The sequence below is a fragment of the Allolucifera butyrica genome, from assembly GCF_900476375.1.
GTDB classification, from domain to species: Bacteria; Bacillota; Negativicutes; order Sporomusales; family UPPP01; genus Lucifera; species Lucifera butyrica.
In genome coordinates this window covers 88,573-103,647 of the sequence record NZ_UPPP01000134.1, presented here as the reverse complement: position 1 = coordinate 103,647, position 15,075 = coordinate 88,573, and the positions used below count along the sequence as shown (strand labels likewise).

The window sequence follows — 15,075 nt, the reverse complement described above, 5'->3', positions numbered from 1 at the left end:
GCAAACTCACCCAGCCTCTCTCATTTTGTATTCTCACGGTCAACCCGGTAAAAGCCAGCCTAAATAAAGCGGTATAAAAATTCCGTTAAGCACAATATGGCCAGCGATTGCCCATAAGGCATAGAGGTAAGCGGAATCTCTTTATATTCCTGAAGACTATTAAAAACAGGCGTCCCGAATGATACACTTTTGAGCTCGCCGTCAACGCCGATATGCTCCATAATGCCCTGCACCGCCCGCAGGGCCACCGCTTCATATTTCTTACCAACATAGCGTTTCCGTACGGCCTTTAAAATTCCGTAGGCAAACCCCGCGGTGGCCGAGGCCTCCAGGTAGGACCCGGCATCATCCAGAATGGTATGCCATAACCCGCCGCTATCCTGACAGTCCGCCAGGGCTGCGATCTGATTCTGTAAAATATCCAGCAGGAACCCGCTTACCGCTTCGTCCCGTCCGGCTGCCAGCAGTTCGACAAAATCGGGAATTGCAACTGTTATCCAGCAATTTCCCCGAGCCCATAAAGCATTGGCAAAATTATGCCGTCCGGCAAACGTCCAGCCATGAAACCAAAGACCGGTTTTCTTGTCCGTCAAATATTTGCTATGCAGCAAGAATTGCTTTTTCGCTTCCTCTATGTACCCGGGCCGGCCAAGAGCCTTACCGGCTTTGGCCAGCGGCAAAACGCTCATCATTAAGGTATCGTCCCAAAGCTGCTGTTTGTTTTCGCTGTTATACACGATATGCTGAAAGCCGTTCTCTTCGGTTCGCGGCAATTCATGCATCAGCCAGTCCATCCATTGCTCCAGATATGGCAAATAGGCTTTGTTGCCTGTATTTTCGTATAAATAAGCCAGCGTTAGAAACGGAGCAACCGTATTAATGTTCTTGGTTGTCGTTCCTTCCGCAAACCGGTTATGAAACCATTCCCGGATAATCCGCAGCGCTTTCTCACTTTGCGTTAATTCATAATATTTATAGATTCCGTATAAGCCGATGCCGTGCGTCCATTCCCAGCCGCTCCAGCCTTTGGTATCAATAATCCTTCCATCATCCAGTTTCAAAAGAAATTGTCCTGTTTCGTCTTTAATATTAATCAGATTATCCATAAGCAAATTTAATTTCCGGAGAACTTCTTGTCTTTCCAAGCCTGCTGCCTGATTTGGCATGAATGGATTCCTCCCCTTCTCCCCGCATTTTCGTCGTCCCGGGATTCCCGCCCGGACCGAGTTGCAATTTTACTGTTTAAAAAGTTATCAATATTGCAAAAATTAAAGCGATGCTTTAATCACCCCCTGACGTTTATTTTTTTTACTTTACCGGTTCTCACTTCCCTCAAAATATAGTAAAATCAGCTTGTACAGCCATGGGGAAAAACCGCTGATGCGGTCTTTCAGTTTATAATTTCCTATTTGGAAATCGTATTTATTATTTGGAAATTTCATTTGTATTATATATTATTTTGCCAAACTATTCAATTGCAAATAGTGTGTAATTTCTAAAAAATATATAAAAAGGAAGGGTAACTCTATGGACGAAAAAAAACAGCCCTATGGGACTGTTCTGATTAAAGCATCACTGATTCTCGATTTTTTAGCGAATTGTAACGAACCGCAGCCGTTAAACGCCATTGCCAGGGAAACCGGTCTAACCAATTCTACGGCTTTAAAAATTTTAGAAACCCTGCTTCAGATCGGCTACGTGAAAAAGGACCGGGACAAGAAGTTCAGCATTGGCACTTCCCTGATCCACTATTCCCATAAGGCCATTAATGATTTGGAAATCAAAGACATTGCTCAGCCTTACCTGGAAGAACTGCAGCAAATAAGCGGCGAAACGGTTCATTTAGGAATTCAGGATAAAGACAACGTAATTTACATTACCAAAATTGAGAGCACAAAAGCCGTCTGCACATACTCCACAATCGGCAAAAATCTTCCCATGTATTGCTCCTCCATGGGAAAATCCATATTGGCGGCCCGCTCCGATGAATACCTTGCGGGTTACCTGCAGCGAAATCCGCTGCACCCGTTTACCAGGAATACCATTACCAGAGAACAGGACTTCCGGCGGGAAATTGCCAAAGTCAGAGAACAGGGCTATGCGATCGATAACTGTGAACATGAAGAAGAAGTGATTTGTATCGGCACGGCGTTAACCAAAGGAGGAAAAATCCATGGCGCAATCAGCATAGGCATTCCCGAATACCGGGCAACCGCCCCGGTACGGCAGGAGATTATTGCCGCCGTGCTGCAATGCAAACAAAAGACACTGCAGCATCTGGAATGAGAAAGACCGCTGACGCGGTCTTTCAATTTAAAAACTGCTTTGCCGGATTTTCAATTTTGTCGCCACCACCACTTTTTTAGGAATATTTCTGCCATTAAAACTTTCTACCAATAAGTCCACCGCCGTTTCCCCCATGAGCTCCGTATATACTTTTACCGTACTCAGGGGCGGTGAAAAATAACGGCAAATGCTGATATCATTAAAGCCAACAATATTAACCCGGCCGGGAACGGGAATTTCGGCCTCATTCAACGCATTCAGACAGCCAATGGCCATAGAATCGTTGCCGACAAAAAAAGCCGTGGGCAGTTGGTCGCCATGATCATCAATGGCCTTCTTCATTAACTCGTACCCGTCCGTCACGGTAAACCGCCCGCTATAGATATAGTCCTCCCGCAAAAGTTCCTTTTCCTTCATATAAGCCTTAAAGGTAGACCGCCTTCCGTCATAGGCCGACGCTTTATTACCGCCAATATAGCCGATCTCTTTATGGCCCTTTGCCAAAAAATAATCAATCACCTTACGCGTGGCCCGTGCATGATCAATGACAACATAATCGAAATGATCCTCATCATGAACTAAGCAATCGACAAATACCATGTTGGGCGTAATGTCTTTAAAGCAAGCAATTTCCTCTTCGCTATAGACCCCCAGTAAAATAATTCCCTGTATATTCTCCTTGGTAAGCTCCGTAATACTATTGCGGAAAAACTTTACAATCCCCAGGCTAAGCTGGTCACAGCGCCGCTCGATACCCAGCCGGATAGACATATAGTATAAATCATTCAGCTCTTCCTCCTGGGTACGCCAATTAATCAGCGCAATTTTGGAAACTGCCGTCTTACGGGCCGTGCGTTTTTCATAGGCCAGCTCTTCCGCAATCTCAAAGACTTTCTTTTTCGTTTCCTCACTGACCGACAGGGTTGAATCATAATTTAACACTCTGGAAACCGTCGCAGTCGAAACCCCTGCTTTCTCTGCTATGTCTTTAATTGTCGCCATCTTTCTATCTCCTGTTCCTTCCCCCCGGAACGATTTTAGCTGCCAGCGGCACAGTTTGAACCGTAATTTCATCGGGCTGCAAAAAATCATTTTCTCCCTTTACTGTAATAACTCCCGGCTGCCGGGCCGACCGCACATACACGGCCGCCTGCCCTCCCTCAAGCACCAGGGGATTTTCTCCCACCAGACTCCCTGCGCCTTCCAGGAAAAGACGAATTGCAAAATTAGCCAATGACAAGGGCTGATCCTTTTCATCAACCGCCTGCACTACAATCCGGGTCATATCACTCCCGTCGGCGGTGAGTTCACTGTGGTCGGAAAGCAGACGGATACGATACGGATCCCCCTCCAGCTTCAGGCTCTGCTCGGCAACGATTCTGCCGGCTAAATACCCAACAGCCCGGATTTCCGTATCAGAATCAGGCGGCCAGGGCAATACCTTTTTAAAAGTAAAAGGCGGATGCGGCAAATTCGGATAAACAACCCGGTCCGGATTCCGGATGCCTAAGGATTCCCCGTTAACAAAGAGTTCCACCTGGTCGCAGTTGCTGTAAACCGGAATCACGTCCTCGCCGTCTTCTTTAAAGGAGGGAACCAGCCGTCTGGCGATAAATAGGGTAATCCCATACTTTATATCCCGCTGGCTTTGATAAAAGTAGGCGGCATACTTGGGAATCCGGAAGATATCCATCACGCCGTGATAGCAAATATGGTCACCGGCGCCAAAGTTGACATGCGTGTTATAGTCAAAAGCGCACCAGCCGGACGCTCCGGCTAATTCGGGAATCCCATAGGCAACATTTTGAATCAGAGCATGCTTTGCCGCATGCTCCAGCAAACGGCTGTCATTGTCATATCGGCGGGTCGGAAACATATGCCCCATATACTCCGTCACGACAGACGGCTTATAGTTAGGCAAATGCAGCTTTCCTGCCAGATTCTGCAGAAAATCATTAAAGCCGTATACATCTTCCAAAAACTCGCTTCTTTCCAAATAGCGGGTCCCAATCGTCGGCCTGGTCGGATCCAGGCTGTGGGCCAACGCATTGGTTGCCGCATAAAAATCGTGGTCGTCCAGCGACTCGTTAATCCGTACTCCCCAGAGAAAAATAGACGGATGATTGCAATCCCGCCGGATCATTCCTGCCAAGTGATCTTTGGCGATTTCCTGCCAGGCTTTATCGCCGATATGCTGCCAGCCCGGCAGTTCCTCCAGCACCAGCAGGCCGATTTCGTCGCACCGGTCTAAAAAAGACGGATCTTGAGGGTAATGGGACGTCCGGACATAGTTCACTCCCAGTTCATATTTTAATATTTCCGCGTCCTTGCGCTGCAGCCGGTTCCCCATGGCCTGCCCGACATAGGGAAACATCTGGTGCCGGTTTAAGCCCCGCAGCTTCAGGGGCTGATTGTTCAGATAGAATTTCCCGTCTTCCCGGAACTCAATTTGCCGCACGCCAAATATCTGCTCATATTGATCCACATCCCGTCCGTCAATCAAAAGCGTAAGTACGGCTTTATACAAATGCGGTTCATCAATTTCCCACAGTTGAATCCCCTGAAAAAGATCAAACCGGACAGCCGCGACCGTGACAGTCTCCGGGCTCAGCCGTACCTCACCCGAGACCAGTTCGGCAACCCATTCATCCTGATAGACAACAGTTGCTTTGAGCCGGGCTACCTGGCCAGCCTGCGTCTGATTTCTTACTTCCATACGGATATCGACCGCTACGCCGGTTTCATCAATTTGCGGCGTCGTAATACAGGCCGTTTCGATCGCAACGGGATGAACAATCCGCAGGTAGACATCACGGTAAATACCGCCGAAAAGCATATAATCGACAACATATCCTTCCGGCGGAATATCCGGCCTGCGGGTAGAATCCAGCCGGACTGCCAGGACATTGTCGTCCTCGAACAAAAGATAGTCCGTTATATCAAACGAAAACGGCAGATAGCCCCCTTTGTTTTCCCCCAGAAAGTGTCCGTTAATATAAACCCGGGCAACGCTCATAGCCCCGTCAAAATCCACCCATACTCTTTTGCCGCGCCAACCGGCGTCAGCGGTAAAATTGCGCCGGTACCAGGAAACAAACTGATAATCCTGTTCCTTAAAATAGTGATGCGGCAGTTCAATATTTGTGTGCGGCAAATGGACTTCCTCAAAAAGTTGCACATCCAGACCCGGTTGTTCTCCCCCGGCAATATCCCCGGCAATAAACAGCCAGTCTGTATTAAAATTCAGAACTTCTCTGGACATCCGATCGCTCAACTCCTTATAATCCCACTTTTCGCAATCCTCTGTCATTCGACAATAGTCGCTATAAGTTCAGGGTGCGAAATGTGGGTATATTCTTGCCCGGCCAAAAATCTGAACCCGGCAGTTATCCTTTCACGGCGCCGCCATAGATTCCGGATACGAAATATTTTTGGAAAAACAGAAAGATTAGAAACACCGGCAACACACCGATCGCTGCTCCCGCCAGTACTTCCCCGTATTGTATAACCTGCCCCGGCTGAACCAGCATAGACAAAAACAACGGCAGGGTCATCTTCGCCTGATCCTGAAGAATAATCAGCGGCCACATAAAATTCCCCCATTGTTGAATAAAGCTCAGTATCGCTAAGGCCGCCAGCGCCGGATACACCGTAGGCAGTACGATCCGGTGAAAAATACTGAGTTCACTGCAGCCATCAATACGGGCCGCCTCTAACAGTTCGGCAGGAACATTCATCATATTCTGACGCATAAAAAATACGCCGAAAGAGTTAGCCAGCGAAGGGATAATAACTGCCTTCAGTTCATTCTGCCAGCCCAGCGCCGTCATCATTTTAAATAAAGGAATCATAATCACCTGCTGCGGCAGCATCATGGTCACCAGAATGAGAAAGAATAAAGCCTCTTTATACCGGAACCGGAATTTGGCAAAAGCATAGCCGGTCAAAGCCGATAAATACCCTGTCAAAACCGTAAAGGTGACAGCCACAAACAGACTATTGCCAAATGTCGTCCAAACAGGGCCTTTTTCTTGCAAGTGAGACAAATTGGTAACGAGGCCGCCACCGGGCCAAAGATGCGGCGGTAATTGGAAAATCTGGGAATCATTCAAGGTAGCCGCAATAAATAACCAGTAAAAAGGATAGGCCGAAACCACCAACCCGCTTGCCAATAACAGATACGTAAACCAGTTGCTTTTTTGCCGCCGGGAATGCTTCACTAAAATTCACCGCCTTGGGACATGCGAATTTGACAATAGCTTAAAATCGCTATAATCGCGGTCAACACATAAGCTGCCGCCGAAGCATAGCCAAAATGAAAACTTTGAAAGGCATACTGATAAATATACATAACCGGAGTTTCCGTCGCATTATTCGGGCCGCCGTTAGTCAGGAGAAAGGGCTCCGTAAACAGTTGCAGCGTGCCGATAATTGACATGATGGCACAAAATAAAAAAATGGGTTTTAGCAGCGGCAACGTAATCCGGAACAATTTATCGGCTGCCGACGCACCGTCAATATCGGCCGCTTCGTACATACTCGCCGGAATTGTCTGTAAGCCGGCCAAGAGGATGATAGCGTTATATCCAGTCCAACGCCACGTAATCGCGACAATGATAGTGGCTTTAGCCCAGAAGCTGTCTTGCAGCCAATGGATTCCCGGTACATGAAACAGGTGCAGGATAAAATTCAATACCCCGAACTGCTCATTAAATAACAGCGAAAAAACAATGGAGTAAGTAACCAGGTCAATTAATACGGGCATAAAAATCGCCAAACGGAATATACCTCTGCCCTTAATATTTTCCTGATTGACGGCAGCCGCCAGCAAAAAGGCCAGGAATAACATCAGCGGGACCTGTACCAGTAAAATCACGGTAGTATTCCACAAAGAATGCCAAAACAGGGAATCGGTCAATACATTTTTAAAATTCTCCAGACCGATCCAGGTAGAAGTACTTCCCTCCGCCGCCGTAAATGATAAATATAACGAATTGAAAATGGGATAAATCATGAACAGGAAAAAAATCAGAAAAAAAGGAGCAATCAACAGATAAGGCGTCGACCGTTTGCGCACAGTACTGCCTCCCCTCTTAAACAGCAGGGCCAGTGTCGCCCGGCGCAACACCGCCCTGCCGCCTGTTTTCTTTATTTCACGGCTAAGCCTGTCTTTTTGGCTATTTCCTGTGCTGCATCGCTTGTCGCCTGCTCAATGCTTTGGCCGGCAATCACCGCGGCCTGCATGTCGGCAAGCGGTTTCGACGCATCAAGCATAATGGGCCCGCGATGCATAGGCGGAATTTTTTCCGTCAGTTTGGCAAAAAACGAATACAGGGGCCTTCCAAAATAGTCATTCTGTTTCTTAAAGGCGGCACTCTCATAAAAAGGTTCATAGGAAGGGAACAATCCGTACTGCAACATTACCGTCTGCCCCGCATCGGTGGCCAGGCAATATTCAATAAATTTCCAGGCCGCATCGGGATTCCGGGACTGTTTGGTAATCGCCAAAACCGAGCCGCCCAAGTTCGCCTGATTATTGCCGCCTTTCGTGAATGCCGGCAGCGGCATAACACTCCATTTCCCTTTTTGGTCGGCCATGCTGTTCATCAATGTCCCCGCATACCATACAGGATAAATAACGGCAGCGACTTTATTGTTCTTCAGTGCCGTGATCCGTCCGTTCCAGTCTTTAATATCAATGGCAATTCCTGCGCCGGTAATTTTTTTGACCATCGCCAGCGCCTGTTTGGATTGTTCCGACCCAATATCAATCTTCCCGTCAACTGACGTATAATTTCCGCCCAGTTCGCTGAAGAATTGTTCATAGAGGTCAAAATCATCGGCATAAGCAGTCATGGCTACATTGCCGCCAAAACGGGCCTTTATTTTCTGACCGGACGCAATAAAATCATCCCAGGTTTCGATTTTAGACGGCTCAATGCCTGCCTGTTGAAATAAATCCTGCCGATAGTATACCGCCGCCGGGCCCAAATCCCAGGGCATAGCATATACCTTGCCGTCAAAAGTCACCGGTTCCCAGGCGGCGGCGACAAACTTACTCTTCAATCCGGCCACCTTGTCCGTGATATCCACAAATTCGCCGGGAAACTTTTTCATGAAAGCGGGAAAATCCCGGTTTTGCGTTTGAATAATATCCGGCACGTCACTGCCGGAAGCCAATTTAGGCATAATCTTGGTATAGTTGTTATCTACATACTGAACTTCCACCTTAATATGGGGATACTTTTTTTGAAATCCGGCAATCTCCGCCTTTAAGGAATCCGCCGCATCATTCCAGGCCGCGACTTTGATTGTTACCGGCTGCGAACCGCTCTTGCCACCGGAAGAAGGCGTCCCGCCACAAGCCGCTATGAGAACCGCTACCCCCAGCAAAACCACCAGTGCCACCATTAACTTTTTACTCAAAGCAATCCCCTCCCATTTTCATTTGGATTCTTCTTCTTAAAGTAAGCAGCAATCCCATTTTTCGCAGTCCTGTCATTCGATAATAATTCTCCTGAGCAAAATAAACTTTGTGAATTTTAAATGTAATAATAGGTCATGATTTACTTTGCAGCTATAATTGGGGAGAAATATTGTCGCCATAAGTTCAGCGTGCGAAATGTGGGAATAATTACGATGATTTTTCTGAATAATCCATATTTTTCCTTTTTCACTATAGCAAATCCAATATTTGGTTGTCAATGGCATTTAGTAAATCAGATCTAATATTTTAGTTAAAAACGAGAAAGACCGCTTAAAGCGGTCTTTCAGCTAAATTATAGATTGCCTGTTCGGTCTCCGGGTCAAAAACGTGCATATGGTTCATGTCCAAAGTCAGTGATACCTGCTCGCCGATCTTGTACGAACTGCGCGCCGGCACCCGGCCCACTAGAATCTTTCCCGCCAAATTAAGATGAAGAATGGTTTCCGCCCCCAGTAATTCGATAACCTCAACTTTGGCCTTGATTAAAGACTGGGGGAAGGTTTCCAGCATCAGCACTTCATCATGAATATGTTCCGGCCGGATACCAAAGATAATGGTTTTATCCCGGTACTTTTCCAGGGGGCGGACCATACCGCCCGGCACTTCCACCTTAAAGCCCGCGCCCGCAATATACCATCTTTCCGATTCCACCTTAACAGCCGCTGTTATAAAATTCATAGCCGGATTGCCGATAAAACCGGCGACAAACAAATTCTGCGGTTTCTTATACAAATTCATCGGCGTGTCCACCTGTTGAATCACACCGTCTTTCATAACAACAATCCGGTCTCCCATGGTCATGGCTTCGGTCTGGTCATGGGTTACATATATGGTTGTCGTTTTTAGCCGCCGGTGCAGCCTCGTTATTTCAGACCGCATTGTTACCCTCAGTTTGGCATCTAAGTTGGATAAGGGTTCATCCATCAAAAATACCGCCGGCTCCCGCACAATGGCCCGGCCCATGGCCACCCGCTGGCGCTGTCCGCCCGATAAGGCTTTCGGTTTCCGGTCAAGCAACTGTTCAATCTGCAAAATTTGAGCTGCTTCCCGTACCCGCCGGTCAATTTCAGTTTTAGCAACTTTTTTTAGTTTAAGGCTAAATGCCATATTTTCATATACATTCATATGCGGATACAAAGCGTAATTTTGAAAAACCATGGCGATATTCCTGTCTTTCGGTGCCAGATGATTCACCATCTTATCGCCAATGTAAATTTCGCCCGCGCTGATTTCCTCCAAACCGGCGATCATTCTCAACGTAGTTGATTTGCCGCAGCCGGAGGGACCTACGAATACCACAATTTCCTGGTCATTGATTTCCAAATTAAAATTTTTCACGACCTGAACCGCTCCATACTGCTTGCCTACGCCTTGTAAAAATACTTTTGCCATACCGCCTCTCCTCCCGGATAATGTATCTATCAAAGGCTGCTTTGTCTAATTTTCAGTTTCGTCGCGATAATAACCTTTTTAGCGATATTCCGGTCTCTAAATCTCTCTACCAATAAATCGACTGCCGTTTCCCCCATCAGCTCGGTATACACTTTTACGGTGCTCAAGGCCGGGTACGTATAGCGGGAAATACTGATATCATTGATTCCGATAATGCTTACCTTCTCCGGCACAGGGATGCGGGCTTCATTCAATGCGTTCAAACAGCCAATCGCCATGGAGTCGTTAGCCACGAAAAAAGCCGCCGGCAGCTGCTCGCCGTGCTCTTTAACCGCTCTTTTCATTAATTCATAGCCATCACTTACCAAAAGATTTCCCGTATAAATATACTCCTCATTTAACAGGCCCTTTTCTTTTAAACAGGACCGGAAGGTTGTTTCCCTTATGTCTGAGGCTTCTCCAATATAGCCAATGCGGCTTACGTCCTTTTCTAAAAAATAACCAATCACTTTGCGGGTGGCTCCGGCAAGGTCAATCCCCACATAATCAAAAGCATCCTCGTCGCATACCACCGAATCGACAAATACGATATTAGACGTTATATCTTTAAAATAAGCGATCTCTTCCTTACTATAAATTCCGATTACAATCATTCCCTGAATATTCTCTTTCGAAAGTTCGGTTATGCCGTTTTTGAAGTATCTGACAATCCCCATCTTGAGCTGGTCGCAGCGTTTCTCCACTCCCAGCCGGATTGACATATAGTACAGGTCATTTAGTTCCTCTTCTTCGGTCCGCCAGTTGATCAGCGCAATTTTTGCCGTCCGCACTTTGCGGTCTGCCCGTTTTTCATAAGACAGTTCTTCGGCAGTTTCGAAGACTTTTTTTTTGGTTTCATCACTGACCGAAAGTGTCGAGTCATAATTTAATACTCTTGAAACAGTCGCAGTAGATACGCCCGCTTTATCTGCTATATCTTTAATTGTTGCCACTTTCATCTACCTTCCTGGTTTTGTATTCTTTACGAAGGACATTTCCGGTTCATTGTTTGTTTCGATCTTATAGTTAATTTCCGTAAAGAAGAGTATATCCCTTTATTCCTATCATCGATCATCCTAATTAGGCAGGGCGCAGGACCTACGCGACACTCCGCTTTATCCTGCCGGAATTCATAAGCATCCCGGCAGAATAAAAGAGGAGCCGCCGGCATTACCTTTTACTCGGCGTACAATTCCACATCGTCCAGTGTACCCCAGTTGCCGGCGTTGGCATCATTATCAAAGCCAACCGTACATTGGCCGTTGGTCACGCTAATATCTTTTATTACGTACTGATGCCAGTGGTTCCAGCCATCATCCGTAATCCTGGCAGTCAATTTTTCGCCGCCATAATCACTGGCGAATAACTGCAGGCTCTTCTCGCCGCCACCGCCTTGCGCCCAGGCCGTTAATACATATTTGCCGTTTTTAAGACCCGTAACCGTCTGGGACGCCGTAAAATGAAATGCTTTGTCGGCCCAATAATGCAGGGCACTTTTACCGCTATGGACATCGCCGCTGCTTTGAACGGTATTCACCGCACCGGCATCGCCTTGGACCGTCCATTCCGCCAAGCCACCGGTCTCAAACCCGGGATTCTTCACCAAATTCACTTGATCCACAACGTTTATAGCGGCAACCGCATCCCCATTGGCGCCTTCGACCGAACCATGCAACGTATACTCTCCCGGCGCATCAAAGCCTGCCACGTTAGTATCGTCCCATTTGACGGCAACCGGTTTTATACTGTCATCACTATAAACGGCATTCACGAACTTCGGCAATTCAGGCGCTTGCCCAACTTTTACCTTAAGGTTAACCGGATACAGCGATTTGATCACGGACTGCTCCGGTACTCCGGATTCCGATACCCGCCGGAATACATCCAGGGAGGGCAGCACATTCCCTTTAAAATCAAACATCGCCTGATTGTCCCAGCCGTCGCCTTCCCCGGTTTTCCAGCCGGCTCCCTCGACGGGTATCCAGTCCGGTTCCCAATAGAAAATACCCAGTCCCCTGCCGTTCGGCACCTGTGCTACCGCCGCCATGACATCTCTGACAGCGGTAGCCTGTCCCTGTACGCTGCCTCTGTAACCGCCCACGAATTCCTCATTCGGTCCGAAAAGATTTTTCTCTTTGTCCGCGTCTTTCAGGGTAAACCCATACGCGGTTTCGGCAACCACCACATCCTTATTATAACGGGCGCTGATATCATTCATATTGGCTTTGAGCTGAGCCAATGTACCGTGCCAGTAAGGATAATAGGAAAGCCCGATTACGTCAAAATCGGTTACTTGCTGATGATGAATCAATTCGTCAAAAAAGCTGCGGTACAGCGCATTATCCCCGCCATTGGCCAGATGGATCATTATCTTTACGGTTTTGGCAGGATCATTATCGCGCACCGCTTTAATCCCCTGCTCTAAAAGACCGGCCAATCCCGCGTAACCACCGGCGCCGGCGCCGAAAAGCTGCCCGTCGGGCCACAGCATGCCGTTACTTATTTCGTTGCCGATCTGAACCATATCCGGCATAGTGCCTTGTTTTTTCATATCCTGTATCACTTTGCCGGTAAAAGCGTAAACATCCTGCTGCAATCTGGCGCCGCTGTCCCTGGCCCAGGCCGCCGGTTTGTTCTGTTTACTGGGATCGGCCCAGAAGTCACTGTAATGAAAATCAAGCAGCACCTTTAAACCAAGGGTCTTGGCCCTGGCCGCCAGTTCCAGCGTTCTGGCCTCGTCGTTATTTCCGCCGCCGGCCCCGTTAGGATTGTTCCAGATTCTCAGCCGGACCCAATTCACGCCATGGTCTTTTAAAATCTGCAGACAATCCTTCTCCAACCCCTGATCGTAAAACTTGCCGCCGCTAATCTCAATCTGCTTCAGCATGGAGACATCGGCTCCCTTGATAAAATCAGGGCTGATGCCGCTGACCGGATTGACCCGGATGCTTTGACCGGCAGCGTTGGCGCTTGCCGGCAAAAAAGCGGTGAATCCCACGGTCAATATAAACGCCAATATTGGTATCCACCTTTTAGTTTTCACGCTTCTCACCCCGCATGTTTATTCTTAAATAAGGATACCTTCCCTGCTTTTAGCAAGCCCGGGCGTAATCAAAGCTGCGCCGTCATAATGCAATACCCGAAAAACGGTGCAAGAAGCAGAACCTTTGTCATTCCTGACGTGCGCACGAAAATGGCCTGCTTCCCGCCTGTACCGGCAAATTGGGCCCTCCAAAAAGGTAATTTGCCTTCAGGCAACGAAATATAAATTTTCGGGGGTTGTACCTTGCGCGTTTTTACGTTGAGCCTGACCGCTTCACCGGTTTATACGCGCCGGGGAACAATCCCTTTTCTCTTTTGACTTTGTCTCATCATCATTTCTCCTAAAAGCTGAAATTGAGGCTGATATTATACGTATCTTTGTAATCACTAAAGCCGGCGGCGTTGCTGTCATACGGTTTGAGCTTGTAATAGTTGACATCCAGATTCGTCTGCTTGGCGAGCATATAGGAAACTCCCAGCCCCCAGCCCTTTTCGCCATCATTGCCCAGGCCGTCGCCGCCGGCAACGTTCAGGATATGGCCCCAGGCGGTGGAATCAACGGCCCAGTTGCCTAATTTCATGTAATCCAGATAGATCTGGTAGGTCCCCTCTTTCTGCCAATCTTGATTGCCATAAGTCAGACGGCTCCACCAGCCATTCCTCTGGGCGTTGTCGGGCAATCCCGACGCGCTGTTTCTAACGCCTTCCGCCAGCAGTTTCAAATTATCCTGTAATTGAGTGCTAAAACCATAAGCGGTTTGATCCAGCTTATAAGGAGCTTTCCAGGTATTGTTATGATAGTCGTCATGATTGAGACTCAACGTATTATTATTATCACTTGTTTTCAGGTGACCCAAAGTGATATTCGTCTTACTGCTGACATTCACAACTACATTGGCCAGGAAAGCGTCCATTGCATAGTTGCTCCAGTTCTCGGCGCCAAGGTCGCCATAGCCGGCGGACAAGACTACCTTATCAAACTTATAGGTAGTATAGATCCCGTCGACCGGATTGTCATTCCAAATAATCCCTTGCCCAATCGAAACAGGGATACGGCCGAAGGAAGCGCTTAACGGTCCGTTATTCCAATTAAGACCCAGCAGGTCTATATACATTTTGCTGTGATTATCTCCGTATTCATCATCGATATTGTTATCCCATGTGTCTTTGTGATGGTTGGTGTTTTCAGCCTTTAACCGTCCGAGAACACTCAGGTTCGGCGCTATATCCGCATATAAGCCTAACCGAATGCGCTCCTGAAACCTTGTTTCATTCATTAAACTATTATCTGTAGCGGTATTATTGGGGTTGGCTTGATAACGGATCCGGGCATCACCCCACCATTTAAAGGAAGAAGCGTTTTTCTCCAAATTTGCCACGCGCACTCCCAGGTTTTGCAGTTCGCCGGCAAATTCCGCCTCCAGCCTGTCCAAAGCGGCTTTGTTCACCGCATCGGCTTTGTTCACATTTGACATTGCTTTCGCTACCAGTACGGCCATTTCATAGCGGCTAACGGGTTTATCACCGCGGAAATCGCCATCGCCATACCCGTCGATAAGGCCGGCTTTTACCAGATTCTCAATCGCTTTATAAGCCCAGTGACTTACCGGCACACTGGTAAACGGGTTGGTCTCGGCAGCAAAGGCGATACCGGAAAAAGTAAACATAAATACAAAGATCAACCCCAGAGCAATTTGCTTTCTCATTCAATTGCCTCCTCCAAGATTATTTAATTCGCGTGTCACCTAATCTATCTTAAACACCATGAATCACGCGGCTTTTTAAGTGTGCGCACTCCTTATTCTGCCGCGCTCTCCACCGGCAGCAAG

General features: G+C 47.6%; 11 protein-coding genes. 1 reads left to right on the top strand and 10 read right to left on the bottom strand.

Features of this window, described 5'->3' with window-relative positions; translation table 11 throughout:
• Window positions 1-59 precede the first annotated feature (59 nt).
• Window positions 60-1,166 carry a beta-galactosidase BglB gene (gene bglB / locus LUCIF_RS25550; RefSeq protein WP_122630714.1) on the bottom strand — a complete coding sequence of 369 codons (1,107 nt, stop codon included), beginning with the start codon at window positions 1,164-1,166 and terminating at the stop codon, window positions 60-62.
• Between the two features lie 361 nt (window positions 1,167-1,527).
• Between bglB and LUCIF_RS25545 the strand changes: the two genes are divergently transcribed.
• Window positions 1,528-2,286, top strand: a complete 759-nt coding sequence (locus LUCIF_RS25545; protein WP_122630713.1) for an IclR family transcriptional regulator — start codon at window positions 1,528-1,530, stop codon at window positions 2,284-2,286.
• Window positions 2,287-2,313: 27 nt separating this feature from the next.
• Here LUCIF_RS25545 and LUCIF_RS25540 read toward each other — a convergent pair whose 3' ends face one another.
• The 9 genes from LUCIF_RS25540 to LUCIF_RS25500 form a co-directional block, all read right to left on the bottom strand.
• Window positions 2,314-3,288 (bottom strand): LacI family DNA-binding transcriptional regulator, encoded by a 975-nt coding sequence (locus LUCIF_RS25540; protein ID WP_122630712.1) that lies wholly within the window; start codon window positions 3,286-3,288, stop codon window positions 2,314-2,316.
• A gap of 4 nt (window positions 3,289-3,292) precedes the next feature.
• The gene (locus LUCIF_RS25535; protein ID WP_122630711.1) at window positions 3,293-5,548 is read right to left on the bottom strand and encodes a glycoside hydrolase family 2 protein; all 2,256 of its coding nucleotides are present in this window, start codon (window positions 5,546-5,548) and stop codon (window positions 3,293-3,295) included.
• 124 nt (window positions 5,549-5,672) lie between these two features.
• The gene (locus LUCIF_RS25530; protein ID WP_122630710.1) at window positions 5,673-6,506 is read right to left on the bottom strand and encodes a carbohydrate ABC transporter permease; all 834 of its coding nucleotides are present in this window, start codon (window positions 6,504-6,506) and stop codon (window positions 5,673-5,675) included.
• Window positions 6,506-7,363 (bottom strand): carbohydrate ABC transporter permease, encoded by an 858-nt coding sequence (locus LUCIF_RS25525; protein WP_207858499.1) that lies wholly within the window; start codon window positions 7,361-7,363, stop codon window positions 6,506-6,508. Before LUCIF_RS25525 ends, LUCIF_RS25530 begins: the two co-directional genes overlap by 1 nt.
• 71 nt (window positions 7,364-7,434) lie before the next feature.
• Window positions 7,435-8,712 (bottom strand): ABC transporter substrate-binding protein, encoded by a 1,278-nt coding sequence (locus LUCIF_RS25520; RefSeq protein WP_122630709.1) that lies wholly within the window; start codon window positions 8,710-8,712, stop codon window positions 7,435-7,437.
• 331 nt (window positions 8,713-9,043) lie between these two features.
• The gene (locus LUCIF_RS25515) at window positions 9,044-10,165 is read right to left on the bottom strand and encodes an ABC transporter ATP-binding protein (protein ID WP_122630708.1); all 1,122 of its coding nucleotides are present in this window, start codon (window positions 10,163-10,165) and stop codon (window positions 9,044-9,046) included.
• A 29-nt stretch (window positions 10,166-10,194) separates the two neighbouring features.
• Window positions 10,195-11,157, bottom strand: a complete 963-nt coding sequence (locus LUCIF_RS25510; protein WP_122630762.1) for a LacI family DNA-binding transcriptional regulator — start codon at window positions 11,155-11,157, stop codon at window positions 10,195-10,197.
• Window positions 11,158-11,381: 224 nt separating this feature from the next.
• The gene (locus LUCIF_RS25505; protein ID WP_207858495.1) at window positions 11,382-13,220 is read right to left on the bottom strand and encodes a glycosyl hydrolase 53 family protein; all 1,839 of its coding nucleotides are present in this window, start codon (window positions 13,218-13,220) and stop codon (window positions 11,382-11,384) included.
• Between the two features lie 367 nt (window positions 13,221-13,587).
• Entirely contained in the window at window positions 13,588-14,952 is a 1,365-nt protein-coding gene (locus LUCIF_RS25500) for an S-layer homology domain-containing protein (RefSeq protein WP_207858484.1), read from the bottom strand.
• Window positions 14,953-15,075: the final 123 nt, after the last annotated feature.

What these genes read in the sequence shown, in the direction of transcription:
- bglB (WP_122630714.1), bottom strand. Translation starts at nt 1,166, where the DNA reads ATGCCAAATCAGGCAGCAGGCTTGGAAAGACAAGAAGTTCTCCGGAAA.
- LUCIF_RS25545 (WP_122630713.1), top strand. Translation starts at nt 1,528, where the DNA reads ATGGACGAAAAAAAACAGCCCTATGGGACTGTTCTGATTAAAGCATCA.
- LUCIF_RS25540 (WP_122630712.1), bottom strand. Translation starts at nt 3,288, where the DNA reads ATGGCGACAATTAAAGACATAGCAGAGAAAGCAGGGGTTTCGACTGCG.
- LUCIF_RS25535 (WP_122630711.1), bottom strand. Translation starts at nt 5,548, where the DNA reads ATGTCCAGAGAAGTTCTGAATTTTAATACAGACTGGCTGTTTATTGCC.
- LUCIF_RS25515 (WP_122630708.1), bottom strand. Translation starts at nt 10,165, where the DNA reads ATGGCAAAAGTATTTTTACAAGGCGTAGGCAAGCAGTATGGAGCGGTT.
- LUCIF_RS25500 (WP_207858484.1), bottom strand. Translation starts at nt 14,952, where the DNA reads ATGAGAAAGCAAATTGCTCTGGGGTTGATCTTTGTATTTATGTTTACT.